Origin of the sequence: Bradyrhizobium sp. (assembly GCF_027451485.1) — a bacterium.
GTDB lineage: Bacteria > Pseudomonadota > Alphaproteobacteria > Rhizobiales > Xanthobacteraceae > Bradyrhizobium.
Genome location: NZ_DAIDJE010000009.1, coordinates 33018 through 58547 on the forward strand (window position 1 = coordinate 33018; position 25530 = coordinate 58547).

The 25530-nt window shown below is 61.7% G+C and carries 24 protein-coding genes; 10 read left to right on the top strand and 14 right to left on the bottom strand.

The features are described 5' to 3' along the window. Positions 1 to 25: 25 nt before the first annotated feature. From NEZ08_RS01210 to NEZ08_RS01240, 7 genes are all read right to left on the bottom strand, one after another. On the bottom strand, positions 26 to 1123 hold the full coding sequence (locus NEZ08_RS01210) for an alkene reductase (RefSeq protein ID WP_298102258.1): 1098 nt from the start codon (positions 1121 to 1123) through the stop codon (positions 26 to 28). Between the two features lie 214 nt (positions 1124 to 1337). Further along, positions 1338 to 1841 (bottom strand): DUF1993 family protein, encoded by a 504-nt coding sequence (locus tag NEZ08_RS01215; RefSeq protein ID WP_298102260.1) that lies wholly within the window; start codon positions 1839 to 1841, stop codon positions 1338 to 1340. A gap of 106 nt (positions 1842 to 1947) precedes the next feature. Then, entirely contained in the window at positions 1948 to 3255 is a 1308-nt protein-coding gene (locus NEZ08_RS01220; RefSeq protein WP_298102263.1) for a lytic murein transglycosylase, read from the bottom strand. Positions 3256 to 3569: 314 nt separating this feature from the next. Further along, a complete protein-coding gene (locus NEZ08_RS01225; RefSeq protein ID WP_298102266.1) occupies positions 3570 to 3887 on the bottom strand; it encodes a hypothetical protein in 318 nt (105 codons plus the stop codon). 218 nt (positions 3888 to 4105) lie between these two features. After that, positions 4106 to 4702, bottom strand: a complete 597-nt coding sequence (locus NEZ08_RS01230) for a hypothetical protein (protein ID WP_298102268.1) — start codon at positions 4700 to 4702, stop codon at positions 4106 to 4108. 161 nt (positions 4703 to 4863) lie between these two features. After that, positions 4864 to 6090 carry a peptide antibiotic transporter SbmA gene (gene sbmA / locus NEZ08_RS01235; RefSeq protein WP_298102271.1) on the bottom strand — a complete coding sequence of 409 codons (1227 nt, stop codon included), beginning with the start codon at positions 6088 to 6090 and terminating at the stop codon, positions 4864 to 4866. 123 nt (positions 6091 to 6213) lie between these two features. After that, positions 6214 to 7659 carry a short-chain fatty acyl-CoA regulator family protein gene (locus NEZ08_RS01240; RefSeq protein ID WP_298102274.1) on the bottom strand — a complete coding sequence of 482 codons (1446 nt, stop codon included), beginning with the start codon at positions 7657 to 7659 and terminating at the stop codon, positions 6214 to 6216. Positions 7660 to 7874: 215 nt separating this feature from the next. Between NEZ08_RS01240 and NEZ08_RS01245 the strand changes: the two genes are divergently transcribed. After that, a complete protein-coding gene (locus NEZ08_RS01245) occupies positions 7875 to 9512 on the top strand; it encodes an isocitrate lyase (RefSeq protein ID WP_298102276.1) in 1638 nt (545 codons plus the stop codon). A gap of 70 nt (positions 9513 to 9582) precedes the next feature. Further along, on the top strand, positions 9583 to 9792 hold the full coding sequence (locus tag NEZ08_RS01250) for a hypothetical protein (RefSeq protein WP_298102278.1): 210 nt from the start codon (positions 9583 to 9585) through the stop codon (positions 9790 to 9792). 147 nt (positions 9793 to 9939) lie between these two features. Here NEZ08_RS01250 and NEZ08_RS01255 read toward each other — a convergent pair whose 3' ends face one another. Both NEZ08_RS01255 and NEZ08_RS01260 read right to left on the bottom strand, forming a co-directional pair. After that, entirely contained in the window at positions 9940 to 10758 is an 819-nt protein-coding gene (locus NEZ08_RS01255; RefSeq protein WP_298102280.1) for a hypothetical protein, read from the bottom strand. Beyond that, positions 10755 to 11660, bottom strand: a complete 906-nt coding sequence (locus NEZ08_RS01260; RefSeq protein ID WP_298102283.1) for an IS1595 family transposase — start codon at positions 11658 to 11660, stop codon at positions 10755 to 10757. The genes NEZ08_RS01255 and NEZ08_RS01260 overlap by 4 nt, the downstream gene beginning before the upstream one ends. A 180-nt stretch (positions 11661 to 11840) precedes the next feature. Between NEZ08_RS01260 and NEZ08_RS01265 the strand changes: the two genes are divergently transcribed. Then, entirely contained in the window at positions 11841 to 12395 is a 555-nt protein-coding gene (locus tag NEZ08_RS01265; RefSeq protein ID WP_298102285.1) for a hypothetical protein, read from the top strand. A gap of 8 nt (positions 12396 to 12403) precedes the next feature. Here the strand turns inward: NEZ08_RS01265 and NEZ08_RS01270 are convergent, their stop codons facing one another. After that, positions 12404 to 13297, bottom strand: a complete 894-nt coding sequence (locus NEZ08_RS01270) for a metallophosphoesterase (RefSeq protein WP_298102287.1) — start codon at positions 13295 to 13297, stop codon at positions 12404 to 12406. Between the two features lie 172 nt (positions 13298 to 13469). Between NEZ08_RS01270 and NEZ08_RS01275 the strand changes: the two genes are divergently transcribed. The 3 genes from NEZ08_RS01275 to NEZ08_RS01285 all read left to right on the top strand — a co-directional run bounded on the left by NEZ08_RS01275 (position 13470) and on the right by NEZ08_RS01285 (position 15564). Next, the gene (locus NEZ08_RS01275; protein WP_298102447.1) at positions 13470 to 13919 is read left to right on the top strand and encodes an NUDIX domain-containing protein; all 450 of its coding nucleotides are present in this window, start codon (positions 13470 to 13472) and stop codon (positions 13917 to 13919) included. Between the two features lie 61 nt (positions 13920 to 13980). Further along, positions 13981 to 15018, top strand: a complete 1038-nt coding sequence (locus NEZ08_RS01280; RefSeq protein ID WP_298102290.1) for a glycosyltransferase family 2 protein — start codon at positions 13981 to 13983, stop codon at positions 15016 to 15018. 33 nt (positions 15019 to 15051) lie between these two features. Beyond that, complete coding sequence (locus NEZ08_RS01285) at positions 15052 to 15564, top strand: GNAT family N-acetyltransferase (RefSeq protein WP_298102292.1); 513 nt, start codon at positions 15052 to 15054, stop codon at positions 15562 to 15564. A gap of 31 nt (positions 15565 to 15595) precedes the next feature. Here NEZ08_RS01285 and NEZ08_RS01290 read toward each other — a convergent pair whose 3' ends face one another. Genes NEZ08_RS01290 through NEZ08_RS01305 form a run of 4 tightly spaced genes read right to left on the bottom strand, consistent with a single transcriptional unit; the run spans position 15596 to position 22440 of the window. Beyond that, positions 15596 to 17659 carry a hypothetical protein gene (locus NEZ08_RS01290; protein WP_298102294.1) on the bottom strand — a complete coding sequence of 688 codons (2064 nt, stop codon included), beginning with the start codon at positions 17657 to 17659 and terminating at the stop codon, positions 15596 to 15598. A gap of 28 nt (positions 17660 to 17687) precedes the next feature. Next, on the bottom strand, positions 17688 to 20492 hold the full coding sequence (locus NEZ08_RS01295) for a DUF4159 domain-containing protein (protein WP_298102452.1): 2805 nt from the start codon (positions 20490 to 20492) through the stop codon (positions 17688 to 17690). Continuing rightward, complete coding sequence (locus tag NEZ08_RS01300; RefSeq protein WP_298102295.1) at positions 20492 to 21436, bottom strand: DUF58 domain-containing protein; 945 nt, start codon at positions 21434 to 21436, stop codon at positions 20492 to 20494. Before NEZ08_RS01300 ends, NEZ08_RS01295 begins: the two co-directional genes overlap by 1 nt. Then, on the bottom strand, positions 21436 to 22440 hold the full coding sequence (locus tag NEZ08_RS01305; protein WP_298102298.1) for a MoxR family ATPase: 1005 nt from the start codon (positions 22438 to 22440) through the stop codon (positions 21436 to 21438). The genes NEZ08_RS01300 and NEZ08_RS01305 overlap by 1 nt, the downstream gene beginning before the upstream one ends. A 244-nt stretch (positions 22441 to 22684) precedes the next feature. Here NEZ08_RS01305 and NEZ08_RS01310 point away from each other — a divergent pair, with 244 nt between their 5' ends. The 4 genes from NEZ08_RS01310 to NEZ08_RS01325 are packed head-to-tail and all read left to right on the top strand — an operon-like array spanning position 22685 to position 25468. Continuing rightward, entirely contained in the window at positions 22685 to 23287 is a 603-nt protein-coding gene (locus NEZ08_RS01310) for a DUF1285 domain-containing protein (RefSeq protein ID WP_298102300.1), read from the top strand. Positions 23288 to 23295: 8 nt separating this feature from the next. After that, positions 23296 to 23955, top strand: a complete 660-nt coding sequence (locus NEZ08_RS01315) for a CoA pyrophosphatase (protein ID WP_298102303.1) — start codon at positions 23296 to 23298, stop codon at positions 23953 to 23955. Next, positions 23952 to 24215: a DUF6111 family protein gene (locus tag NEZ08_RS01320; RefSeq protein WP_298102304.1), complete on the top strand. Its 264-nt coding sequence runs from the start codon at positions 23952 to 23954 to the stop codon at positions 24213 to 24215. Before NEZ08_RS01315 ends, NEZ08_RS01320 begins: the two co-directional genes overlap by 4 nt. Then, positions 24212 to 25468 (top strand): CCA tRNA nucleotidyltransferase, encoded by a 1257-nt coding sequence (locus NEZ08_RS01325; RefSeq protein WP_298102306.1) that lies wholly within the window; start codon positions 24212 to 24214, stop codon positions 25466 to 25468. The genes NEZ08_RS01320 and NEZ08_RS01325 overlap by 4 nt, the downstream gene beginning before the upstream one ends. Positions 25469 to 25530: the final 62 nt, after the last annotated feature.

Sequence of the window (25530 nt, forward strand, 5' to 3'; positions counted from 1 at the left end):
CGCCATAGACCGGCATAACCGCCTGTCACACCGCGGTGGAGGCGGATTCGAGCGCCGGATAGTCCGTATATCCCTTGGCGCCGCCACCATAGAAAGTGGCCTTGTCGAATGCATTAAGGGGCGCGCCGCGCTTGAAGCGCTCGACGAGATCCGGGTTGGAAATGAACAATTTCCCGAATGCGATCAGATCCGCCTCATTGGCCGTCAGCACCTTGTTCGCCAGCTGAAAGTCGTAGCCGTTGTTGGCGATATAGGCGCCCTTGAAGCGATTGCGCAGCGACTGGTAGTCGAATGGGGCGATATCCCGCGGACCGCCCGTCGCGCCTTCGATGACGTGGATATAGACCAGATTCAACGCGTTGAGACGGTCGACGATGTAGTCGAACAGCGGCTGCGGGTTGGAGTCGGAGACGTCATTGGCCGGCGTGACAGGTGAGATTCGGATACCGGTACGTTCGGCGCCCACTTCCGAGGCGACGGCCTTTGCGACTTCCAGCATCAATTTGGCGCGGTTCTCGATTCCGCCCCCATAGGCATCGGTGCGCTTGTTGGTGCCGTCCTTGGCGAACTGGTCGAGCAGATAACCATTGGCGCCGTGCACCTCGACACCGTCGAACCCGGCCGCAACGGCATTGGCGGCGCCCTGCCTGAAGCTGGCGATGATGCCAGGAATCTCCGAAAGTTCGAGCGCGCGCGGCTCGGATACGTCGGCAAAGGTACCGTTGACGAAGGTCTTGGTCTTGGCCCGGATCGCGGATGGCGCGACCGGTGCACCATTGTTCGGTTGCAGCGAGGTATGCGAGATGCGACCGACATGCCAAAGCTGGAGGAAGATGCGCCCGCCTTTGGCGTGCACGCGATCCGTCACCTTGCGCCAGCCGGCAATCTGTTCCTCGGAATAGATGCCGGGCGTGTCCTGATATCCCTGGCCCTGCTGTGAAACCTGGGTGGCTTCGCTGATCAGAAGGCCTGCCGACGCACGCTGGCCGTAATATTCAACCGCCAGCGGATTGGGCACGAAACCTTTGAGGGCGCGGTTGCGCGTGAGCGGGGCCATCACAAGGCGGTTTGAGAGAGTGATCGAGCCAAGCGTGAACGGTTCGAAAAGTTTGGATGTGCTCATTGGGATGATCTCGGTGAGTGAAAAAGCAGGCGGGAGTACGATCGACGGGACGTGACATCGAGTTGTGCATTCCGGCTCGCAACAACAAGCCGTTCGCAATCACGAAACCGCCAGCCGGCAAGATTTTGCTCGAAAACGGCGCAAATAATGAAGACCATCCTTTGGTTCGCGTCATTTTAGCAAACTTCGCTCCGCCGGCACTGCGGAGGATCGCTCAGGCAACGCCGAGAAAGTCCCGTTTGCCGATCTCGACGCCATTGTGACGAAGAATGCCGTGGGCAATCGCTGCGTGGAAATAGAAGTTGGGGAATACAAAGCGGTTGAGGAATTCCTGACCTTTCAGCGTGAGCGTGCGATCCGCGCCGACCGGGAAAGTGACCTCGCGGCTGTCGGCGCCTTCGAATTGTGTAGGGGTAAACTTCTTGAGATATTCGCTGGTGTTCGCCAGCCGCTGCCGCAATTCCCCAAAGCCCTTTTCGGTATCGGGCGTGGAAGGCACGTCGATATGGGCAAGCCGCGCACAGCCCTTGCCAGCGAAATCGCACGCCAGCTGAATCTGGCGCGTGAACGGCAGCATGTCGGGATAGAGCCGTGCCGAGAGCAATACCTCCGGCTGGAGGTTTTTCGATGCGCAATGGGCCTCTGCCTTGCTGAGAATGCCCGAGAGGCTGCCGAGAATCTGCAGGAGGGCGGGAACGGAAGCGTCATAGAAGGACATGTGATGCTCTTTCGTGGCGTGTAAATTCTTGTCGCCGGGCGGCTTGCCACAAATGAGATGCGGCCGGAAGTCTGCAATTCTATAGCAGCGAAAACGTGATTGGATATTACCGCGGCGGTTGCGCAAGTGCAGCGGCGGACGGCAAGCGCGCCCCGCGCATCTTCACCAGCAGTTCGGCCGTCGGCCAGGAGTCGGCCGGCAAGCCGAATTTGATCTGCATCGCCTTGACCGCGCTGCGGCTCTGCTGCCCCATCACGCCATCGATCTTGCCGACGTCGTAACCGGCGCGCACCAACAGCTGTTGCAGTTCGCGTAACTGGCCGAGCGGCAGTTGTGCCACGGGGGCGCTCGGCCGTTGCATCGGCGGTGCGCCGGCAATGCGGGTCGCAAGATAGGCCGCGGTCGTCGAGTAGATCAGCGAGTTATTCCATTCGGTATAGGCCGCGAAATTGGCGTAGGCGAGAAAGGCCGGGCCATTGCGGCCCATCGGCAGCAGCAGCGAAGCCGGCATCTCGTCATTCGGCAACGGCCGGCCGTCGGGATATCTGACGCCAAGCTGCGCCCATTTCGAACGGTGCAGTCGTATGGTGAGATCGGCCTGCTCCCACGGGAAATTGGCCGGTGCCGTCACGCGAACCTCCTGTAGCCAGGGCTCGCCGCGCCGCCATTTCAGCCCGTTCGCAATGTAGTTCGCCGTCGAGCCGATCACGTCCTCGGGGCTATGCAGGAGATTGCGGTGGCCGCCATAGTCCACGGCATAGGTGAAATAATGCGTCGGCAGAAATTGCGTCTGGCCGAGCTCGCCGGCCCACGAGCCGATCATTTCATCCGGCGTGAGATCGCCGCGGTCGATGATCTTCAGCGCGGCAATGGTTTCGCCGACAAAGCGCTCGGAACGCCGGCAATCATAAGCGAGCGATACCAGCGAGCGCAGTGTCGGCAGGTTGCCCATATTGGCGCCGAAATCGCTTTCCAGGCCCCAGAACGCCGCAATCACCGCCGGAGGCACGCCGTACTCCTTTTCGGCCCGAGCGAATGCGGCGGCATAAGTTCTGATCCGCGCCTGGCCCTGCTGCATCCGATAGGGCGCGGCCATACGGCCGGCGAACTCGGTGAAGATCTGCCCGAATACGCGCTGGCCGCGGTCGCGGTTGACGATGCCCTGATCGTAGACGAGGTAAGGCGCGGCCTCGTTGATGGCGCGCTGCGAAACGCCGGCCGCCAGCGCCTGTTGCTTGAGGTCAGCCAGGAAGCGGTCGAAACTCGCCCCGTTATGACAACTAGCGGCTCGCGGAACGGCGGCGCGTGCCGGCCGGTGAAATTCCGGCGCGACAGGTTGCGCCCATGCCAGGCTCCCGAGCGCCGCGAGGCCGATTGAACCAAACAGAAGACCGAACTTCGAGTATATCCGCATGCCGCTACCGGTTGGATGTCGCTGTCTATTGATCTCCAGTAGCACCGTTATCACCCCTGCCGCCCCATCGGCTTGAGATTATTTTAGGGGCATGAGGCGAACAGGCGAGATCTATCGTGGCGAGCCCGGTATAGCCGCGACGGAGCGAGCGAGCTGGTCAACGGCTGCAGCCTCACGCGCAGCAGCGAACGGGCCGACGGTGATGCGCCTGCGACGACTAGCGCCGACATGAACCCATGTTTCGGTCGAAGACGGATGATCCGTTCTGATATGTCCCTGAATCTGTGGTTACCCTTAACAACTCGCGCCGCTGCTTATCGGGACCAGGCGTCAATTGGCGTGCCGTAGCCGGAGCCGCAGTCATCGTGCCCATAGCGATAGGAGCCGCAAGCCGTCGTAATGCCGAGTGGACCGAGATCGACAAAGCCACCGCGGTGCTGCCTCTCCGGGCCGGCAACTCCTGGAAACCGGCTGGTGTGCGTGCCCCGGCGGTCGTGCATTCCACCTGACGCGCCAGCGAAATGTCCGGCGTAACGACGGCTCTCGGCCTTATGGTCAAGAGCCATCCCGGGGCTCGTCAGATCTGCGGCAAGCGCCAGCGCCGTGGTGGTGGCCAGAATTTGCTTTCTCATCGCATCTCCTCCGTCCCGGTCAGGACAATTCCCGCGGTTCCTGCACCAATTTGGATGCGGCGAATTGAAGTGGGTGTTCGGAGGGGCACGTGCAATGCCGGCTGGCAGCAAGCTACGTACGTTCTGTCTGGGGACGGTGGGCCGCCACCATAAATCCAAGATCCGCCTGGGTTCTCCGGGCGGATCTTGAGGCGCTTTCTAAGTTGCGGAGCGGGCGCTTACCACGGATTGAGGGGCACGCCGTAATAGCCGTAACCCGGTCCGCAGTAACCGTAGCCGTAGCCGTAATATGGGTCACAATAGCCGGTGACCGCATCTGCTATTCCAAGCCCGACACTGACCAATCCTACGTCGGCAGCATAAGCATCATATGGATAGCCGTAATCGTATCCGACATCATATCCGACGCCGTAGGGATAACCCCATCCGCCGCCCCAGCCCCAGCCGCCGTAACCGCCCCAGCCGCCGTAACCGCGTGCGAACCGCCTGCCGCCCCAACCGCCATGGCGCCAGCCGCCGTAGCCGCGCATGCCAGCGTAGCGGGCGCCGCCAAAGCCGCCACGGGCCATGCCGCCATGGAAGCCGCCGCGGGCCATGCCCATGCCGCCGCCGTGGAAGCCCATGCCACCACCATGGAAGCCCATGCCGCCGCCATGGAAGCCCATGCCGCCGCCATGGAAGCCACCGCCACCGTGAAAACCACCGCCTCCGCCGTGGAAGCCGCCGCCGCCACCATGACCAAAGGCCATTGCGCTGGTCGACATTCCGACTGCGAGAGCGAGCGCAGCCGCGCCCGCGAGAATCTGCCTTCTCATATAGAACTCCTACCTTTATGGGCTCGTATGGTGCGGTAACGAACGCGAGCCCCCGGAGTTGCGGAAAACAGTTTCCTCGCGGCTTAAAAAAAAATTAGGAGTCCGCAGCAACCTCCCAGAAATTAGCCTTTAGTAGAATGAACGAGCGTTCGCACCGGAAATCATGAAGGCTGCGGCTCCGCTTCCGACTCGATCGGCGGCAGCGGCTCCCCGTGGAGCTTTGCCTCAAAGCTACGCAGGCGCTTATAGATCGAGAGCAGGTCGACGATCGTGCTCCAGGAGTTGACAAGGTACTGGAACGAACTCCTGACCTCCGAGAATGCACCCAGAATCTGTTGCATGATGCCTAACGTGATTGCTCCCGCAACAAGTGTCGGCACGAGCAGGACGTAGGCGAAGATCGCATCGGTCTGAATGTAAAGATAGCGTCCCACGTTGAAGTACATGTAGTTCAGATAGAGCCAGAAATAATTCCGGCGAACATAGGAAAACAGCATAGCCAGGGTCGGCGGGTCGGCGCGCTCGGCGCTGTCCTCGCCAAGGACGAGCTCCTTGCGGTAGGCCGCCTCGACCCTTTGATTGTGAAACTCGATTCCAGGCAAACGAATTCCGACCAGCGCCAGAAGGCCGGTGCCGAACACCGACCAAAGCACCGCCGCGACGACAAGCGGGTAGGGAATCGCGCCGACCAGGGGAAGTTCAGTGACATCCTTTGACAGGAGTAACAGCACCGGAAGGAATGCGATCAGCGTCAACACCGCGTTGACCAGGTTGCCCCCGAGGTTTTCCAGGATGGTCGCAAACCGCATGGTATCTTCTTGCACCCGCTGCGAGGCGCCTTCGATTGTGCGCAAGCGGGGCCAATTCGCGACGTAGAAGTCGTTCATCGCAGTGCGCCAGCGGAAAACAAAGTGGCTCACGAAAAACCGCGTCAGCACGACGACCAAAATGAAGACCGTAGCGATGCTGAAGAAAGTCAGGATATAGCCGTAAAATTCCGCGTCCGTGACCATTCCTTTTGTCGAAGGCGTAAGCGCCTTTTGGATGAGGTTATAGAAGGGCCCGCGCCAGTCGTTGATGGCCACACTCACTTGGACCTGGAAATAGGAGGTGAACAGGATCAGCGCCGAGCCAAGGATCGACCATGCCGACCACGGATGCGGCGACAGCACCATCCAGAAACCGGCGAAGATTGCGACGCTGATCGCAAAATAGAGGTCGAACCACAATTCCGGCGCCGACCAGAACCGCGCCACGCCGATGATTTCGGGTTCCTTCGCTGGTACCACATGGCCTGCATACCCGTACCAAAGGGCCATCGACAGCACGATCCAAACGAGCGCTGACCAGAAGAACAGCTTCGGGCGAGGGAAGAACGAAACGAACATGTCGGGATATCCACTTTCGGGGGCGGGGAGGTGGAGAAGGCTCAACGCACCATAACGGTTCCGGCGGATTAGCCAACCGCTGCCGCCAAGCTTCCGCCCTCCGCACGCGATTGTTAGGGCTGCTCACAATTCGCGGGCATTGGAAAAGACGAACGACGACATTCGCCGCGTATTTTCATCCAGGATCAGCGTGCGGGTGATCGGCGGTTCTGCGCGCTGGCTGCAATTCTCGCGTTCGCACAGCCGGCAGTTGACCCCGATCGGCGTGCCTTCCGACGTGTCGAGATTGAGGCCGCTCGCATAGACGAGCTTCGAGGCATGGCGGATTTCGCACCCCAGTCCGATCGCAAAGCGCGGCTGCGGCTGCGCGTGCGGCGCCGCAGGTCTGCGGACCACCTGCGCGATCGAGAAATATCGCGTGCCATCGGGCAACTCGATCACCTGGCTCAGCAGGCGGTCTGGTGTGTCGAAGGTGGAATGCACGTTCCATAGCGGACAGGTGCCGCCGAATTTCGAGAACGGGAACGTGCCGGAGGAAAAGCGCTTCGACACGTTGCCGGCATTGTCGACCCGCAGCATGAAGAAAGGAACGCCCCGCGCATTGGGGCGCTGCAAGGTGGTCAGGCGATGACAGACCTGCTCGAAGCCGGCGTTGAACCGCTGCGACAGGATGTTGAGATCGTAGGCAAGCGCATCGGCTGCGGTTTGAAACGGCTGGTACGGCATCATTACCGCGGCAGCGAAGTAATTGGCGAGTGTGATCCGATAAAGCCTCCGTGGCGCGTCATCCAGCGGCCCGGCGCGGCCGATGATTGTCTCGATCGTGCTGGCGCATTCGGCAAGTCCGGTTTGGAAAGCGAGCTGGAAGGCGCGGCCGGGGCCATCGACAAGTTCCGAAATCAGAAGTTGCCGGCGGTGACGGTCAAAGCGGCGGAGCGTTTCGCGCATGACATCGACCGGCATGATGCGCGTGAGGATCGAGTGTTTTTCACGCAGGCGGCCCGACAGCGCGGCAAACAAATCCTCCGCAGGTACGTTGATTTCGTCGCGCAGATTTTCCGCGGCCGTTTCGAGTTCGGGAAAATAGTTGCGGTTGGTCTCTATCAGATCGCGCACGCGCTCGATCGGATTCGCCTCGAAACGCGTACCCTCGTCGCGGTCGGCCATCTGCGCTGCCGCCATGGTCTCGCCGCGGCGGGCTTCGGTGTAGGCGGCGTAAAGGCGTTGCAGCGCGTGCGTAACGCCAGGACAAAGTTCGGCTAGATCGCGCAATTCCTGCTTCGGCAGATCGATCTGCCGGAACAGCGGGTCGGAGAAGATCTCGTTCAGTTCGGCGAAAAAACGGTCTTCGTCGGCGGTCGCGAGATCGCGCAGGTCAAGATCGTAAGCCTCCGCCAGGCGGAGCAGGATCTGCGCGGTCACCGGGCGCTGATTGCGCTCGATCAGATTGATGTAGCTCGGCGAGATGCCGAGACCTTCGGCGATCTGGGTCTGCGACAGGCCCAACTGCTGGCGGATGCGACGAAAGCGGGGGCCGACAAACAATTTCTTTCCGGAATCCGCTGGCATGGCGCTGTCCTGATCTCGGCCTGTGGGAGACAGGCCTGTGACAAATAATTACAAAATAACTTATATTACATGTGCATGTGTTACAAGGCATCACCAATCAATATCTGCCGCTATTTACCAAATTCTGAGTCTCGCGTTTATCTTACGGCACTCATTTTGCGCTGCGGTGTCAAAGATGTTGACCATAGCGGCGCTGCTTCGAAAGGATTGCGAGCATGAATTACCAGCCTCGGGGAATCGGCACTCAGGCCCTCCAGGGTCCAGCTTCGTATCAGAGCGAGATCGAGGCGGCCCGGGCGCTTCTCGAGACCAAGCCGACCTGGAACGGGGTAACCGCCGAGGCGGTGGCGCGCATGCGCCTGCAGAACCGCTTCAAGACCGGCCTCGACATCGCCCGTTACACTGCGGCGCTGATGCGGGCCGACATGGCCGCCTATGATGGCGACCCCACCAAGTACACCCAGTCGCTGGGCTGCTGGCACGGTTTCATCGCGCAGCAGAAGCTGATCTCGGTGAAGAAGCACTTCGGCACGACCGATCGCCGCTACCTGTATCTGTCGGGCTGGATGATCGCAGCGCTCCGCTCCGAATTCGGACCGCTGCCTGACCAGTCAATGCACGAGAAGACGTCGGTGCCGGCCCTGATTGAGGAACTCTATACCTTCCTGCGTCAGGCCGACGCGCGCGAGCTGAACGATATCTTTCGAGCGCTCGATGCTGCGCGCAATCAAGGCGATAAGGCGAAGGAGAAGGCGCTGATCGAAAAGATCGACAATTTCCAGACCCATGTCGTCCCCGTCATCGCCGACATCGATGCCGGCTTCGGCAATGCGGAAGCAACCTATCTGCTGGCCAAGAAGATGATCGAAGCGGGCGCCTGCGCTCTCCAGATCGAAAATCAGGTCTCCGACGAAAAGCAGTGCGGACATCAGGACGGCAAGGTGACCGTGCCGCACGAGGTCTTCCTTGCCAAGATTCGCGCCTGTCGTCACGCCTTCCTCGAACTGGGCGTTGAAGACGGCGTCATCGTGACCCGCACCGATTCGCTCGGGGCCGGTCTCACCCAGCAGATCGCCGTGAGCCACAAGCCCGGCGATATCGGCGACCAATACAACAGCTTCTTGGATTGCGAGGAAGTCACGGCCGAAAATTTCCGGAACGGCGATGTCATCATCAACCGTCACGGCAAGATGATGCGTCCGAAGCGGTTGCCCAGCAATCTCTATCAGTTCCGCCCGGGCACCGGCGAAGATCGCTGCGTGCTGGACTGCATTACCTCGCTGCAGAACGGCGCCGATCTTTTGTGGATCGAAACCGAGAAGCCGCATATCGAGCAGATCGCCAAGATGGTCGATCGGATCCGCAAGATAGTCCCGAATGCGAAGCTGGCCTACAACAACTCGCCGTCCTTCAACTGGACGCTGAATTTCCGCTGGCAGGTGTACGATGCAATGAAGGAGGCCGGCAAGGACGTCAGCAAGTACAATCGGGCCGAATTGATGAAGGCGGAATACGACGACACGCCGCTGGCGAAGGAAGCCGACGAGCGTATCCGCACCTTCCAGGCCGATTCAGCGAAGCGCGCCGGCATCTTCCACCATCTGATCACGTTGCCGACCTATCACACGGCAGCGCTCTCGACTGACAATCTGGCGAGGGAATACTTCGGCGAGCAAGGCATGCTCGGCTATGTGAAGAACGTCCAGCGCGCCGAGATCCGTCAGGGCATCGCCTGCGTGAAGCATCAGAACATGGCTGGCTCCGACATCGGCGACGATCACAAGGAGTATTTCGCCGGCGAAGCCGCCCTGAAGGCGGGTGGTGTCCACAACACGATGAACCAGTTCGGCTAACGGCGAAGTTGATCCGTCTGGAGACTTGTCGAGTTCCAGATTTATCGCGCGACAGCACAGGAGACTGACAATGAGCACAGGTAGCAATTTCTGGGTGATCGGCGGGGAGTTCGGCTCGATGAACTTCCACAAGCTCGTGGAAGGTTCGGCCCAGGTGAAGGGTCCGTTCAAGACTCGCGCCGAAGCGGAAAGCTGCTGGCGCGAAGTTTCGGAGGAGCATCGCCACAAGGCCGGCGTTCGCTTTTCCATCGTCGAAGAGCCTTCCCGCGTGATGGCCTGATCCCCCAATAGAAGGCGTCCAAGGGCGGTCGCGGCCTCTTCGTCCCTTTGAGGGGCGGGAGGCCGTGTTCGCTTTGGCGATTATACCCAACTTGACAGAAGTAGATCAAAGTCGCTACGGTGGCTGAGACAGAGCGGCTTTCTCGCTTTATGTGGCTTCGTTGCCTTCGCTGTCGGGCTTGAACAGTCCAAGGGGGTACCCTTGTCCATTGCAGCGGAATCGAAACTGCGTCAGGTGTCTATCACCGAAAACATCAAGGTAGTCGATCTCGCCGTAAACATAGATCGCCGTGTGATTTTGAAGGATGGCGTTTTCCTCGAATGCCGTCAGATCGCGTTCGAAAGTTGGAAACATCACATTTGCAGTCCCAGCGCCGGGAGGCAAAATTCCTTTTGTTGGGTTTTCCAAACAATGAAGGGGCAGTTGGGTAACAAGTGGAAGTTCTCGAATCTCAATCTTAGCCCACTGGAGAGCGTCGCTGGCTGGAGTTTGCCCGTTGTTTTTAACGTCAACGCATACGGCGAAGCCTTCTTTTTTATTCAAGTTACCAGGATCCTTGGTTCTGATAACTCCCGCGACCGTTACGTAAGCGCGCAACTGCCGCTTAGCGGTATCACGCGCCAGTTCCACAGATGCGGAGGTAGCATCGGCGGCACGCTCAGCGGCTATACCGGCCTTTTTGGCGTCGTCAGCGGCGAAGCGGATCAGTCGCAACTGCCAATAGAACAATCCAATCTGGGCACCTCCTACAATAACCAGCCAAAGCGTGAAAAAACCGGCCGCATCATGCGTAACCCAATCCCAAAATCCGCCTTCTGGTGGTTGTTGGCCATTTTCTTTTGCAGCATTGGTGGGGGATTGATGCTCGGGTGGAGAGCTGCGCGATGAGGCGAACAACATTCCCACTGCGAAGACCGCGACTGCCAGAAACACACCAAGAAAAAGCTCTGGCACCCGAAATTTCATACGCCCTCAATCGCCGCGCCGAAAATATCCTCGTTGAAGCGATTATTATACCGGAACTGGAACTCTGCAACGTAAAGTGGCAGGTACTTTTTGCTGACCTTATGGAAAGTACCGACGACGCCGCGCTTGATGATCGACCAGAAGCCTTCAATCGTATTGGTGTGCACTGCACCGACGACATGAACCCCCTTGGCATGGTCAACAACGCCGTGGTTGTAGCGGAAGCCCAGCCGACGATAGCCAGCGTTTTCATCGGTGCAGAGAAGGCTGACGCGAGTCGAGACGGTTTCTCTGACGAATGTCTCAAGTGTGGGCGTGTTAATCTTATCAATCACGCGGACGATCACATTACCCTTACGCTTGACGGCACCGATCACGACGAATTTGAGAGGATCGCCAGCGCCGCCGCTCTTGCCCGACCTCTTATCCCAATGGCGGTTCTTGTCTTTTCCGCCGACGAAGGTTTCATCAACCTCAACGATGCCGCCGAGTTTATCGAGGTCCTGCATCAGCGCGGTACGGACCTTGTGGCACATGCTCCAAGCGGTCTTGTACGAACCGAAACCCATGTAGCGCTTGATTTGCAGCGCGCTCATGCCCTTCTTGCTAGTCAGCATGAGGTGAACGACCTTGTACCAGTCGCGGAGCGGCTTGTTGGTATTCTCAAAGATCGTTCCGGCGAGAACCGAGAATCGATAGCCATCCGGCGCACATTTCTCGCATTGCCAATGCCATTTGCGGGACGGCAGATCATAGACAGCAGGATTTCCACAACGCGGGCAGCGGACGCCTTCGGGCCAGCGGCGCGCCACCAAGTAGGCGCGGCAAGCGTCTTCATGCGGAAACATGTCCTCGAATTGCTTTTCGGTCAGTTGGTGAACCGCCTTCGGACGTTTGGCCATCAATGCCTCCCTAGAATGGAAGGATTTTGCCATGTCTGAGGCTTTCTGTCAAGTAAGGGATAATCGCCTTCGCTTTTGGGGACGGCTTAAGCCGTTGGGAACAAACGCTCTTTGCGGATGCCAAGGTTACTGATAGGTTAACCAGATTTCCGGGGGCGATCAGCACGGGACGTAGAGCCGATGGCAGAGGCACAGAATATCGGAAGCGAGGCTGGCGAGGCGCGCTCGACGCGGTTGCGCGATGCGCTCCGCAAGGCGCGGATCGAGGCTGCCGACCGAACCGGTGTCGTGGTCGATCTGCGGGACGCCGAAGTCGCGCGCCTTGAAATCCTGAGCGAGGCGTTGGACCCGCTGTTTGCACAAATTCCCGACAACGTTGATTTGTTCGACCGCGGCATCAGCCAGGGCGAGACACCGCGGTTGTGGATCGACGTGGTCGCCCATGTGCTGATGGGACGCGACAAACGCGCTTATCGCTTCGTACAGGACACCCGCTTCGGCCGCATCCTGATCGCCGAATCCCATGACGTGCCGGTCATCGTCGATGCCGTCACCGATTATGTCGCGCGCCGCATGATCGAGCGCGAGCATGCGCTGGTCGCTTCGCCCGCGGCTGACGCAGCGCCGGTCGAGGAGCCGCGCCGCAGTCGGTTCTGGCCGTTTACGCTTGGCTTCATTCTCGGGGCGCTGGCGCTATTCGCCGTGGCGCTGTTTGCGAGCCTGAGCAGCCTCTAAGCCCATGACTAAAGCAGCCGTACCCGTCTGATTTCCCGCACCTGAAGCGCATCATTGATACCGCGCACCGTCTGCTGGCAGCGCCAGCCATCGCCGTCGCGCGCGATCGAAAACAGGTTGTAGGCGGCGTGCGGATGCTGGCCGTGCGCGAATGCCGAGGCCGATGGCACCCCGATTGCCGGAATCGACGATCCATTCGGCCCATCGATCCGGATTGTGGAGTGGATGTGGTCATGCCCGTGCAGCACCATTTCCAAGCCATATTGCTTCAACAGCGTCAGTAAATCAGACGAGTCGGTCAGGCGCTTGCTGCGTGCGGTGGAGCGGAGCCGATGGTGAATCAGCAGAACACGAAACAGCGGTTCGGTGGCCAGCGAAGCGAGCATGCGCTCCAGCGCTTCCATTTGCTTTTTTCCGAGCCAACCTGTCGCCATGAAAGGCGGAGTCGGTACCGCCGATGAAACGCTGATCAAGGCCAGGGGGCCGCGGCGTCGCAGCGACGGAAAGATATCATCCCGATCCGGCGCGCCGTCGCCAGCGACATAGCTTCCCCAAGCTTCAGCAAACCGGTGAGCTGTCGCGCGGACATAGGTATCGTGGTTGCCGGGAATGACAGTGACGCGATCCGGCGGACCGATAGTCTTCAGCCATGCCAAAGCCGGCGCGAATTCGGCCTCCAGCGCCAGGTTGACGAGATCGCCGGTGACCGCAACGTGGTCCGGCACCTGTGCCGCCAAGTCCGACGTCAGCACATCGACCACATCGCGCCGATGATAGCGGTGCCGGTTCCTGGTCCAGTTCAGGTAGCCCAGCAACCGCTTGCTCATGAGTTCGGAGAGCCGCGGATCTGGCAGCGGCGGAAGGTGCGGGTCCGATACATGTGCAAGCGAAAACGCCGCCATTAGCCGCTTCCGTTCGAAAGAGCTTGCCGATGAGCGCCTCAACTTTGTCGGCAAGCAGTAACGAAGTATTGGCAAGCCGTTAGCCGGGATGCAAGGATCAAACGCAACCGCAGACGTTGCAAGGATTACCGTGACGACGACCATACAGCGCCTGCGAACCCGTTTTGAGCCGATGCTTCGGCGGCTGTTTCATTTCTATTGGCGGTTTGCGCGCGGCATGACCCTCGGCGTGCGTGCGGTGGTGCTGGACAGCGACAACCGCGTGTTCCTGGTCAAGCACAGCTATGTCAGCGGCTGGCATCTGCCCGGCGGGGGGGTGGAAACCGGCGAGACGATTCGTCTGGCTCTGCAACGTGAACTGGTAGAGGAGGGACGGATCGAGCTTGCCGGCGAGCCAATATTGTTCGGCGTTTATCTGAACAGTCATATTTCGAGGCGTGATCATGTCGTGCTCTACGTGGTCCGGAATTTCCGGCAGGATCGCTTACCGGAGCCGAACCGCGAGATCATCGATTGTGGCTTTTTCGAAACGCGGGCATTGCCGCCGGGCACGACACTGGGAACGCGATTGCGGATCTCGGAAGTGACCGAAGACAAGCCGCCGATTCGAACCTGGCGTTAGAGAACGTTAGCGATAGGCCCGTATGATCGGACAAACCCTAACGATCGTTAAGGATTTGCCCATGAGCGCCGCACCGCAGTCCACGCGCCCGCTGAAGTTCCGCGGCGATCTGGCGGGTATGGCAGAGGCGCTGGCGGAATTCGCAAAGTCCGAATTTCCGGAAGCTGAGGAGGCGCGGCCGCGAGTGGCTGTCCTGGTGCCATGCTTCAACGAGGAAGCCGCGGTGGCAACCGTGATCGCCGACTTCCGGAAGTCCCTGCCTTCGGCCGCGATCTATGTCTACGACAATAATTCAACCGATCGCACTGCTGCAGTCGCCCGCGATGCCGGCGCCATCGTTCGCAGCGAGAGACGCCAGGGCAAGGGGCATGTCGTCCGGCGCATGTTTGCCGACGTCGATGCTGATATTTACGTGCTGGTCGATGGCGATGCCACCTATGATGCCGCAAGCATCCCGAAAATGATCGACACTCTTGCGTCGGAACGTCTCGATATGGTGGTAGGATTGCGGGTGGATCAGGCGCGGGCTGCCTGGCGGCCGGGCCACCGCACCGGCAACTGGCTTTTGACCAGCTTCCTGGCGTCGATGTTTGGAAAGGCCTTCAACGATATTCTTTCCGGCTATCGCGTGTTTTCGCGGCGCTTCGTCAAATCCTTTCCCGTTTTGTCGGACGGTTTTGAGATCGAAACCGAATTGAGCGTTCACGCCCTGGAACTGGCGCTGCCGACGGCCGAGATCGAGACGCCTTATTATGCACGCCCCGAAGGGTCGACGAGCAAGCTCAATACCTGGCGCGACGGCTTTCGTATTCTCGGGACCATCCTCAAGCTCTATCGATCCGAGAAGCCCCTGCGGTTCTTCACCGCGATCGGCATCTTTCTAGCGCTTCTCTCGATCGGGCTCGCGATTCCGGTGTTCATCACCTATTTCGAGCAGGGCATCGTCCCCCGCCTGCCGACCGCGGTGCTGTCAATGGGGATGATGATCCTGGCGATGCTTTCGCTGGCCTCCGGTCTGGTGCTCGACACCGTGACGCGCGGTCGCCGGGAGATGAAGCTGTTGGCCTATCTGGCGCAAGGGGTGGTGGAGAAGGCTTGACGGGCTCGTACATTCGAAGTTCAACGTGGCCCGATGAGTGATCTCTCGCTGACGATCCTGGCCGAGACCGCCAATGACGCGCAGGCGGTCGAACGTCTGCTTGAGCGTACCTTCGGGCCCGGCCGTTTCGTCCTGAGCGCCTATCGCATTCGCGAGCACGTCGATCATTTGCTGGACCTGTCGTTCACCGCCTGGATCGGGACCCTGCTGGTCGGCTCCGTGCGGCAGTTGCCGATCACTGTCGGAAACGTCAAGGCGCTGCTGCTCGGGCCGTTGACGGTCGAACCCCCGTTTCGCAAGCACGGCGTCGGACGCCTTCTGCTCGAACGCGCCCTTCGCGACGCCAAGGCGAAAGGCCACCGCCTGGTTCTCCTGGTCGGCGACGAGGCCTACTACAGCCGTGTCGGCTTCAGGCCTGTGCCGCGCGGGCGGGCGACCATGCCGGGACCGGTCGACTATAGCCGCCTGCTGGTCGCTGAACTCGTGGACGGCGCATTCGAGGGCGTCTCCGGCGCCATTCGTCCCGATTGGGATTTTGCGAAGTAGAAGCGCTGCCCGGGAGTGAGGTCCGAACAGCTCAACGCCCTTCGCGCACCCAGGTCGCAGCAAACGCGCCGAGCAGCAGCAGCAAGCCGATCAGGCCGGCAAAGACGGGCAGAACGCCGACGCCCTTCACGATGCTGGCGTCGCGCATTTTCACGCCCATCCAGCCGTCGCCACGGAAAATGCTCGAAGCGTGAACCGGCACGATGCGTGGGATGTCGATGCTGGAACCGTCAACGACACGCTGGACGTCGCCGCCGGTCGCTTGCGCCAGCGGCTTCAGCGTTTCGGTAGTGGAGGTGACTTCCGAAAATTCCTTCGGGTTGGTCGGCCCGACATTGATCAGTGCCTTCAATGTGCCGTCGGTCGCCTGCCACAGGCCAAGCTCGTTGGCTTGCATGGTTGCCGTCCACAGCCCGGGCTCACCGGCACTCAAGGTCAGTTCGCGGGTAGCGCCCGACGGCGAGGTCACCGTAACCGGCGAAACGCTGTCGGCCATGGTCTGGCGCTGCACGACAAGATCATGGCCGTGCACCTGCAAATGCAATGCTTCTTCGTCGAGATCCGGCTGCTTCATCAGCCAGTGCGACATCCGCCGCAAAAGATCGAGGTGCGGCCCGCCGCCTTCATAACCGCGCGCCCACAGCCAGATATGATCGGTGAGCAGCAGCGCGACGCGGCCCTCGCCAAACCGCGACAGCAAGAGCAGCGGTTCGCCGTCGGCCCCCGTCATGACAGGCGGGGTTGTCGCGTTGCGGGTATCCACGGTGCGGAAAAAGCGGCTCCAGTGCGGCGGATTGCTGTTCGAGCCTTCGAGGCCGCGTGTCACGGGATGGCGTTTGCCGAAGTCGCTGAGCTGGGCATAAAACGGCTTCTCGGTGACCCCGACGGGTTCTGCGGGAAGTACTGTATCCAGCGGAGTGCGCCAGATGCTGGTGGACGAGGCATAGTCGGGACCGGCAGACACGAGGACCGCGCCGCCCGAGCGTACGTAGCGCGCGATATTGTCGAAGTAAGCGGTCGGCAGCACGCCCTGGCGCGCGTAACGGTCGAAGATGATCAGCTGAAATTCGTGGATCTTCTGCTGGAACAGTTCGCGTGTCGGAAAGGCGATCAGCGACAACTCGTTGATCGGCGTGCCGTCCTGTTTCTCCGGCGGCCGCAGAATCGTGAAATGCACGAGGTCGACGCTGGGGTCGGACTTCAAAAGATTGCGCCAGGTGCGCTCCCCGGAATGCGGTTCGCCGGACACCAGCAGCACGCGCAACTTGTCGCGCACGCCGTCGATCGCGACGACCGCGCGGTTGTTGACGAGTGTGAGCTCGTTTTCGAGCGGCGAGGCCTCGATCTCCACGATATTCTGGCCGGCATGCTTGATGTCGACGTCGACATTGACGGTCTGGCCGCTAAGAACCGTTCGTTCGTTGATGGTTTCACCATCGATGCGCACCGCGACCTTGGCGCGCTGGCCGGTGACGCCCTGATCGTCCAGACGGTAGGTGATGGTCTGCGGCTGTCCGACAATGCCGAAGCGGGGCGCTGCGGTAATCGCAATGCGGCGGTCACGCTCGTCCTTGCGGCCGGTGATCAGCGCATGGACCGGAGCCTGAAATCCGAGCGCGGCAGCGTTGGCCGGAATATCATGCACCCGTCCGTCCGTGATCAGAAACGCGCCGGCGACGCGATCGACCGGTACGTCGGAGAGCGCTGACGAAACTGCGCCGAACAGTTTGGTGCCGTCGGTTTCGCCATCGGCCTGGCCGGCTTCGACTACGCGAACCTCAAGTCCGGGAATCTTCTTCAGGCGGTCGACCAGGGCCTGTTGCGCTCGCGCGGTCTCGTTGGTGCGATCGCCAAAGCTTTGGCTCGGACTCTTGTCGACGACGACGACCGCCACCGATGATAATGGTTCACGCCGCTCGCGGGTGAACGACGGATTGGCGAGCGCCAGCAGCAGCAGGCCCAACGCAGCCAGCCGCAGCCACGCACCACGCGGGCGGCCCACGAGCAGCAGCACCGCAATCACGGCGATCGCGGCCAGCGCCGCCCAGAGCACGGGCGAGGGGATCAGCGGGGTAAACGCGATACCGTAGTTCATGACATGGACCCGTCCGTGATCGCAGCGATCATTGTCCCAACCGCTCGATCAATGCCGGTGCGTGCACCTGGTCGGCTTTGTAGTTGCCGGTCAGCGTGTACATCACGATGTTGACGCCGGCCCGGAAGGCGAATTCGCGCTGCCGCGGCTCGCCGGGAGACAGCGGTAGCATCGGCTGCCCGTCCGGACGTATGGCCCAGGCGCCGGCGAGATCGTTGGAAGTGATGATGATGGGCGAGACGCCGTCGCCGCCGCGCGCCGGGCGCGAGGCGGTGTCATCGTCCTCGTTGCGCGGAAGCGCTTCGACCCAGGTCTGGCCCGTGTCGAACCGCCCTGGAAAATCGCGCAGCAGATAGAAAGTCTTGGTCAGGACGTGTTCCCGCGGCACAGGTTCGAGTTCGGGTACGTCGAGCGAGGAAAGAATCTCCCGCAGCGTCTGCATGCCCGGCGTTTGCGAGGCGCCGTTCTCGCCCGGTGGCGCTTCGATGGCGTCGCGCGTATCGAACAGCACCGTACCGCCTTGCTTCATGTAGGCATCGATCTTGTCGATCGCTGCCTGCGGCGGCTTTGGCGCACCGGGGACGACCGGCCAATAGATCAGCGGGAAGAAGGCAAGTTCGTCGTGCGCAGGATCCACGCCGACCGGGTCGCCGGCTTCGAGCGCGGTGCGCTGCGCCAGAAACAGCGTGAGCCCGGACAGTCCGGCTTTGACAATGTTGTCGACGTCGGCGTTGCCGGTCACCACGTAGGCGAGACGCGTCTGCGTGGTCGCCTTGATGGCAAACTGGTCGGCCGCGCTGTCGGCCCTGGTCGGCGCCGGCATGGCCATCGGCAACAGCAGCGCGAGCATCAACGCAGCCGGCGCCGCGCGCCGGCGCAACAGGCCGGCGATTCCGCCGCCGAGGAAAGCGACCACCACGGCGTCGATCAGGAACAAGGCGAGCGCTGTGGTCAGAAGGATGCCGCGCAGGTCGCGCGGTTCCGAATTGGTGTAACTGGCACGCCGTGCGTTCAGGACCGACGTATCGAGCGGCGTGACACGGTCGGTTGCCGCCAGCGTGTTGACGGCCAGTGGTCCATCGGCGGGACCATAAAATCCGGGCGGATGGTCCAGCGTCGCACGGCTGCGGAAGTCTGCGGCGAGCGGTTTAGCGGTCGAAGGCGGCGGCCCGAATGCCCCAAAACCATCGAGGATGTGCAGCGGTGCCACCGTTTCGGTACTGGCTGCACTGGCCGCGCCGGGAGCCGGACCCGATGCATAGCCGGAAATATCGACGATCCGCCGCAGCATTTCGACGAAAGAGCCGGACAGCGGAAGATCCGACCAGCGCACGTCGGCGCTGACGTGAAACAGGACGAGCAGGCCCTTGCCGCGATGCTCGCCGGTGACGAGCGGCGTGCCGTCCTCCAGTGATGCCCAGCTCTTCGTTGGCAGCACAGCGTCGGGCTCGGCGAGCACTTGCCGGTTGACGGTAACGTCTTTCGGCACTGCCAGCCCGGCAAAGGGGCTATCGGCCGCGAAAGCGGCGAGGTGCTGCGGCTTTTCCCAGGTCAGGCTGCCGCCGAGGCTTCGACCGCCGCGGCGCAATTTTACCGGCACCAGATCGTCATCGGCTTGCGCCAGCCGCGGGCCGGCAAAGCGTACCAGCACGCCGCCGCGTTCGATCCACGCATCGATGCGTTCGCGAAGTTCCGGCGACAGCGTTCCGACATCCGCCAGCACCATCATGGGCAGCTTCTGGTCAAGAAATTGCGAGATTGCCTGTTGCGGAGCCCCGTGGCCGCCGAGCCTGACGTCAGCAAACGGCGAGAGCGCTCGCGTGAGATAGAATGTCGATGCCAATAGCGGTTGTGCGACATCGGCGCTGGAGCCGGAAACGACACCGACGGCGCGGCGGCGCCATCGTTTGTCAAGCAGTTGCACCGCGCCGGCCGAACGCTCGCCCGATATTTCCAGGCGTGCGATGTCGTTACGCAGCTCGACCGGCAGGTCGAATGAAGCCTCCGTTTCACGCTCCCCCGGCGCAAAGCCGAAATGTGCTTCCCCGATCGGGGAACCCTTTTGGTCAAGCCCGCGCACGGCGCCGCTTGCAACGCCGCCGCCGGCGCGAAGCACCTTCACCGTCATTTTGGCCGCAGCGTTCTCGGCCGCAGCGAGCGCGAGGGCAGGCGCCGTGCCGCCCTCGAACACCGTCACGGTACGGTCACCGACAACTTTCTTGAGGCCCTGGAGGAAGTCGGCTCCGTGCCCGCTATCAACCCCGTCCGACAGCCAAATGACCTCGCAATCGCCGGTCGCCTTCAGGAAGCGATCGATGGTGCCCAAGCTTTCTGTCCGTTCGATCGAATAGGGCTTGGGCGAAAGCTGCCGCAAGGCGACTCGCGCGGTGCCGCCCGGCATGATCGTGATGTCCCGCGTCGGCTCGGATAGCGGAATCAGCGCGACGCCGCGGCGCTCGTTGCTGGCGTTGGATATCAATTCGTCCGCGGCCTTGACGCGCGCGTCCCAACTCGCCGCCGCACTCCAGCCGTCGTCGATCAGAATGGCCAGCGGAGCGTGCGAGGCGGAGGCGCCAACAGGCGGATTCCAGATCGGTCCGGCGGCTGCCAGAATGACCAGCGCGGCTGCTGCGAGCCGCAGCGCCGTCAACCACCAAGGGGTGCGGGACGGGGTCTCTTCCCTGGGCGCGATGTCGAACAAGAGCCGCGTCGGCGGAAACTCGATCCGCCGCGGTCGCGGAGGCATCACCCTGAGCAGCCACCAGAGCACCGGCAGGCTCAACAGCCCCAGCAGCAGCATCGGCTCGAGAAAGGAGAGCGGCAAACCCGCGATCATGCGCTGCGCCCCGCTTCGACGGTGGTGCCGCGCGCAATTCCCTTATTCACCATCATGCCCGAATGCAGGAACAATAACAGCTCGGCCGCCGAGCGGCTGGTGGTGTGGGTCGAAAACAGCCAGCCGAGCTTGCCGGTCTCGATGCGAATTTGCTCGCGGTGGAGCGCCAGGCGCGCGACATAATCGTTCGCCCAGCTCTCGGCACGGCCCGCGAGAATGACGTTGCCATTTTCCGGTTCGACGAATTCGACCCGTCCCGAATAGGGAAAGATTTCTTCCGCAGGATCGACGATCTGGATCAGCGTGCCATGTGCGCCCGATGCCGACAGTCCCCCGAGCATGGTCCGGATGTCGGCGATCGACGACCAGAAATCCGACAGCACGACGACTTCCGAGAGCGGTGACGGCACGAAGGACGGCGGCAGGCTGAGGCGGGCCGTATCGTCGTGCAACATCGCCTGGGCCATCTTGTCGATGATGCTGCGGCTCGCCGTCGGGCTGACAAGGCCGGGAATGCCGACCCGCTCGCCGCCTTCGACCAGAAGCTCAGCGAGCGCAAAAGCCACGATCAGCGCACGCTCCAGCTTGCTGTCGCGCGCCTCTTTCGAGGCAAATGCCATGGACGGGGAACGGTCCGGCCACAGCCATATGGTGTGCGCGGCTTCCCACTCCTGTTCGCGAACGTAGAGAAGGTCATCTCGCGCCGAGCGGCGCCAGTCGACGCGCTGGGCAGGTTCGCCGGAGACAAAACGGCGGTACTGCCAGAAGCTTTCGCCGGCGCCGGCACGCCGCCGTCCGTGCAAACCATGGATGACGTTGGCGGCGATGCGGCGGGCTTCCAGCACCAGGCGCGGCAGCGATGCGGCGAGCGTCCGGCTTTCGCCATCAGCTCGTCGGACTGCTTCTATCTCTCTGGTGTTGTGCGCGGCGGCCGGAACCATTAACCGATCCGCGTCTTCAACTGTTTGATGACGTCTGCAATCGTGCGGCCCTCGGCGCGGGCCGAGAAGGTGAGCGCCATGCGATGCTTGAGCACCGGCTCGGCCAAATCAAGCACGTCGTCGATCGACGGTGCCAGACGGCCATCGAGAAGTGCTCGGGCGCGAACGGCGAGCATCAAGGACTGGCTGGCGCGGGGACCGGGTCCCCAGGCGATCAATTTGCCGGCCTCGCCGCCTTCGGGGCCAGGACGCGCCGAGCGCACCAGCGACAGGATCGCCTCGACAACAGAATCGCCGACCGGCAGCCGGCGGACCAGCCGCTGCGCGGTCAGCAGGGCTTCGGCATCCATCGCAGCTCTCGCCAATGTCTCCTCGGCGCCCGTGGTTTCAAACAGGATCCGCCGCTCGGCGTCGCGATCCGGATAGTCGACGTCGATTTCCATCAGGAAGCGATCGAGCTGAGCTTCGGGCAGCGGATAGGTGCCTTCCTGCTCGAGCGGATTTTGTGTTGCCAGCACATGGAACGGCTTCGGCAAATCGTGGCGTGCGCCTGCGACCGTGATGTGCTGCTCCTGCATGGCCTGGAGCAATGCGGATTGGGTGCGGGGGCTGGCGCGGTTGATCTCATCGGCCATCAGGAGCTGCGCGAACACGGGGCCGGAGATGAAGCGGAACGAGCGCTTTCCTGAATTGCTCTCATCCAGCACTTCTGCGCCGAGGATGTCCGAAGGCATCAGGTCCGGCGTGAACTGAATGCGCTTGGCGTCAAGGCCGAGCGTCAGGCCCAAGGTTTCGACGAGCTTGGTCTTGGCAAGGCCGGGCACGCCGATCAGAAGCGCGTGACCACCCGACAGGATCGTCACAAGCGTATTCTCGATCACCCGATCCTGACCGAAGATAACGGTGGAAATCGCTTCCTTGGCGCTGCGAACCTGACCGGCGACCTGCTCAGCCGAACGGACGATCACGTCCTCGAGTTTCTCGACACTGTCTGCGCCAGCCATTCTATTCTCCTGAAAACCTTCGCCAGGTCCACGCTAAACTCATGCGAAGGCCCTGTATCCGTTGAATTAAACTATCCCCACATTAGTGGCATTTCGGGGTATGAACCGCATCACGATATGGCGACTTGGTCCGGGCAAATACGGTTGATTTTGTTTCAACACCGAGGCGCGATTCCAGCATCAAACGCTCAAGCGTTCCAAAACCTGACTGTTCCAATCTCACGGCGCAAACTCACGGCAAACCATGGCGAAGCAAGGGCAGGAACCGGTTCAAGATCTTGACGGTCTCACCGCCGCGGCGAAGGGTGCTGCGACGGCCGGAAAAGGCCTGCCGCCGGTTCATCTGTGGAATCCACCGTTTTGCGGCGATCTCGACATGCGAATCGCGGCCGATGGCACCTGGTACTATATGGGGACGCCGATCGGGCGGCCAGCTTTGGTCCGTCTCTTCTCGACGATCCTCAAACGCGAGGAAGGCAAATATTTTCTCGTGACACCGGTCGAAAAGGTCGGCATCCGCGTCGACGATGTGCCGTTCCTGGCCGTCGAGATGATCAAGGAGCCGGGCGAGCAGGGCGATTGTCTGCGCTTCCGGACCAACGTGGATGACTGGGTGGTGTGCGATTCTGCCCATCCGCTGCGGTTTGAGGCCTCAGCCGAAGGCGGGCTGACGCCCTATCTGCATGTGCGCGCCGATCTCTGGGCAAAGATCACGCGGGCGCTCTATTATGATCTGGTTGACATCGGCGAGGCGCGGATGGTCGATGGTCGCGAGATGTTCGGGGTGGCATCCGCCGGCGCATTCTTTGCCATGGCGGATGCGGAAGAGGTGAGGGGCGCATCTTGACTGGGGCGATGACGGAAAACGAACCGGCGACAGTCAGTTCGGCAGAATTCTTCGCGCGGGCGCGTCAACGGTTGGGCTTCGACATTCCCGCAGGTCTGACCGATCCGGAACTGATCCCGGCCAGCGGTGACCGGGGTACCGATCGCATGCTCGAGATTCTGGCGCGAGAACAGCCGATCCGCCCGGCCGCGGTGCTGATTCCGGTTGTCGACCGCCCGGAGCCGACGGTGCTGTTGACGCAACGTTCTGCCCATCTCAATGAGCATGCCGGTCAAATCTCATTCCCGGGCGGCAAGATCGATGCGGCAGATGCATCCCCGCTCGATGCGGCGCTACGCGAGGCGGAAGAGGAGGTGGGCCTGCCGCGCGAATTCATCGATCCGGTCGGGTATCTTGATCTCTACGGCACCAGCTTCGGTTTTCGAATCCTGCCGACCGTGGCGCGGGTCCAGCCGGGCTTCACCTTGCGCATCAACGCATCGGAAGTCGAGGACGCTTTCGAGGTTCCGCTGGCATTCCTGATGAATCCGGCCAACCACCAGCTTCACAGCAAGGAATTCCGCGGCATGGAGCGGTTCTACTACGCCATGCCTTATGGGGAACGATATATCTGGGGCGCCACGGCCGGAATCCTGCGCGTGCTGTACGAGCGGATCTTTGCGCCATGATCCGCCCGGCCCTGACCGAGATCGGAATCTTTCTGATCCCGTTTGCGGTCTATGCGCTATTTCTGCTCGCCACCCGTTCCGGATTGCTGACGTTTTCGTCGTGGCCGGCCATCATCGTCGGAAGATTGCTGCTCGGCTCGCTGCTGCTGGTCGTCCTCAGCCTGATACTGCTGGCGCAGTTCTCGGGCGCTCCGCCCAACTCGACATATTTTCCGGCGCATCTCGAAAACGGCCGCCTCGTTCCCGGAGTGGAGAAATGAGCGGCGCGCGGCGGCTGGACGACGCGCCGTGGCTGAAGGCCGGCCCGGCCTCGCGCGTGCTCAAACTGCTCAATGCCGATGGCGAGGAAGCGCGCGTGGTCGGTGGCGCAGTGCGCAACGCGCTGCTCCGACTTCCGATTGACGAGGTTGACATCGCAACCACTGCCTTGCCCGAGGAGGTGAGCCGCCGCGCCAGGGCGGCAGGCATCAAGTGCGTGCCGACGGGCGTCGAGCACGGGACCGTGACGCTCGTCGTCGATGCAAAACCCTTCGAGGTGACGACGCTGCGCGAGGACACCGAGACCTTCGGACGCAAGGCAAAGGTGGCGTTCGGCCGCGACTGGGAGCGTGATGCGGAGCGGCGCGATTTCACCATCAACGGCTTGTCGGTGGATGCGGAGGGATGTGTTCACGATTACGTCGGCGGTCTCGAAGACATTGCGGCGCGGCGCGTGCGGTTCATCGGCGAGCCTTCGATGCGGATTGCCGAGGATTACCTGCGGATTCTCCGCTTCTTCCGCATCCACGCCGCCTACGGCGCTGGCGACCCCGACCGTGCCGGCTATCTTGCCTGCATCGGCGGGCGGGCGGGGTTGACGAATCTTTCGGCGGAACGGATCCGCGCTGAAATCCTCAAACTGATGGTTGCCGACGGTGCGGTCGGCAGCGTGCAGGCCATGGTGGAGGGCGGCCTGTTGCTGCCGATCTTCGGTGGCGTCGCCTACACCGGTCCGTTCGCGGCCGTCCTTTCGATCGAGCAGGCGCTGGGGCTCGCGCCCGATCCGATCCGCAGGTTGGGCGCGCTTGCCGTTGCCGTCACCGAGGATGCCAGACGCGTGGCGTCGCGCCTGCGCTTGAGCAATGCGGAAACCAAGACGCTGGATTCCATGGGCCATCGCTGGTGGCGCCTTGGGGGAATGGATGAAGCGCGGGCGCGACGCCGGCTTTATCGCCTTGGCGAGGAACGCTATCGCGACCGGTTGATTTTGGCGTGGGCGCGCTCGGGTGAGCGCAGCGACGATGCGTCGTGGCGTGAACTCGCAACCCTCCCGGCGCGTTGGGCCGCGCCGAAATTTCCGCTCAAGGCAGCGGATTTTCTGGCTCGCGGCATCGCCGAGGGACCTGAACTCGGGCGCGCTCTGGCGCTGGCCGAGGATGCGTGGCTTGCCGCGGAATTCCCGCTCGAGCGACCTTCACTCGATGCCATCGCCGATCAGGCGGTGGCACGCCTGACCCGTGAACCCAAATCGTAACTGCCGTGAATCCTTAATCTCCGGCTTTGCCGAATTTTACCGATCCAACGCGCCCGATGCTT

Coding starts and splice junctions, on each gene's coding strand:
- NEZ08_RS01240 (WP_298102274.1), bottom strand. CDS start 7,659: ATGCCAGCGGATTCCGGAAAGAAATTGTTTGTCGGCCCCCGCTTTCGT.
- NEZ08_RS01275 (WP_298102447.1), top strand. CDS start 13,470: ATGCTTCGGCGGCTGTTTCATTTCTATTGGCGGTTTGCGCGCGGCATG.
- NEZ08_RS01255 (WP_298102280.1), bottom strand. CDS start 10,758: ATGAAATTTCGGGTGCCAGAGCTTTTTCTTGGTGTGTTTCTGGCAGTC.
- NEZ08_RS01325 (WP_298102306.1), top strand. CDS start 24,212: ATGAGCGGCGCGCGGCGGCTGGACGACGCGCCGTGGCTGAAGGCCGGC.
- sbmA (WP_298102271.1), bottom strand. CDS start 6,090: ATGTTCGTTTCGTTCTTCCCTCGCCCGAAGCTGTTCTTCTGGTCAGCG.
- NEZ08_RS01270 (WP_298102287.1), bottom strand. CDS start 13,297: ATGGCGGCGTTTTCGCTTGCACATGTATCGGACCCGCACCTTCCGCCG.
- NEZ08_RS01250 (WP_298102278.1), top strand. CDS start 9,583: ATGAGCACAGGTAGCAATTTCTGGGTGATCGGCGGGGAGTTCGGCTCG.
- NEZ08_RS01220 (WP_298102263.1), bottom strand. CDS start 3,255: ATGCGGATATACTCGAAGTTCGGTCTTCTGTTTGGTTCAATCGGCCTC.
- NEZ08_RS01210 (WP_298102258.1), bottom strand. CDS start 1,123: ATGAGCACATCCAAACTTTTCGAACCGTTCACGCTTGGCTCGATCACT.
- NEZ08_RS01320 (WP_298102304.1), top strand. CDS start 23,952: ATGATCCGCCCGGCCCTGACCGAGATCGGAATCTTTCTGATCCCGTTT.
- NEZ08_RS01215 (WP_298102260.1), bottom strand. CDS start 1,841: ATGTCCTTCTATGACGCTTCCGTTCCCGCCCTCCTGCAGATTCTCGGC.
- NEZ08_RS01265 (WP_298102285.1), top strand. CDS start 11,841: ATGGCAGAGGCACAGAATATCGGAAGCGAGGCTGGCGAGGCGCGCTCG.
- NEZ08_RS01305 (WP_298102298.1), bottom strand. CDS start 22,440: ATGGCTGGCGCAGACAGTGTCGAGAAACTCGAGGACGTGATCGTCCGT.
- NEZ08_RS01260 (WP_298102283.1), bottom strand. CDS start 11,660: ATGGCCAAACGTCCGAAGGCGGTTCACCAACTGACCGAAAAGCAATTC.
- NEZ08_RS01310 (WP_298102300.1), top strand. CDS start 22,685: ATGGCGAAGCAAGGGCAGGAACCGGTTCAAGATCTTGACGGTCTCACC.
- NEZ08_RS01300 (WP_298102295.1), bottom strand. CDS start 21,436: ATGGTTCCGGCCGCCGCGCACAACACCAGAGAGATAGAAGCAGTCCGA.
- NEZ08_RS01245 (WP_298102276.1), top strand. CDS start 7,875: ATGAATTACCAGCCTCGGGGAATCGGCACTCAGGCCCTCCAGGGTCCA.
- NEZ08_RS01280 (WP_298102290.1), top strand. CDS start 13,981: ATGAGCGCCGCACCGCAGTCCACGCGCCCGCTGAAGTTCCGCGGCGAT.
- NEZ08_RS01230 (WP_298102268.1), bottom strand. CDS start 4,702: ATGAGAAGGCAGATTCTCGCGGGCGCGGCTGCGCTCGCTCTCGCAGTC.
- NEZ08_RS01315 (WP_298102303.1), top strand. CDS start 23,296: ATGACGGAAAACGAACCGGCGACAGTCAGTTCGGCAGAATTCTTCGCG.
- NEZ08_RS01290 (WP_298102294.1), bottom strand. CDS start 17,659: ATGAACTACGGTATCGCGTTTACCCCGCTGATCCCCTCGCCCGTGCTC.
- NEZ08_RS01225 (WP_298102266.1), bottom strand. CDS start 3,887: ATGAGAAAGCAAATTCTGGCCACCACCACGGCGCTGGCGCTTGCCGCA.
- NEZ08_RS01285 (WP_298102292.1), top strand. CDS start 15,052: ATGAGTGATCTCTCGCTGACGATCCTGGCCGAGACCGCCAATGACGCG.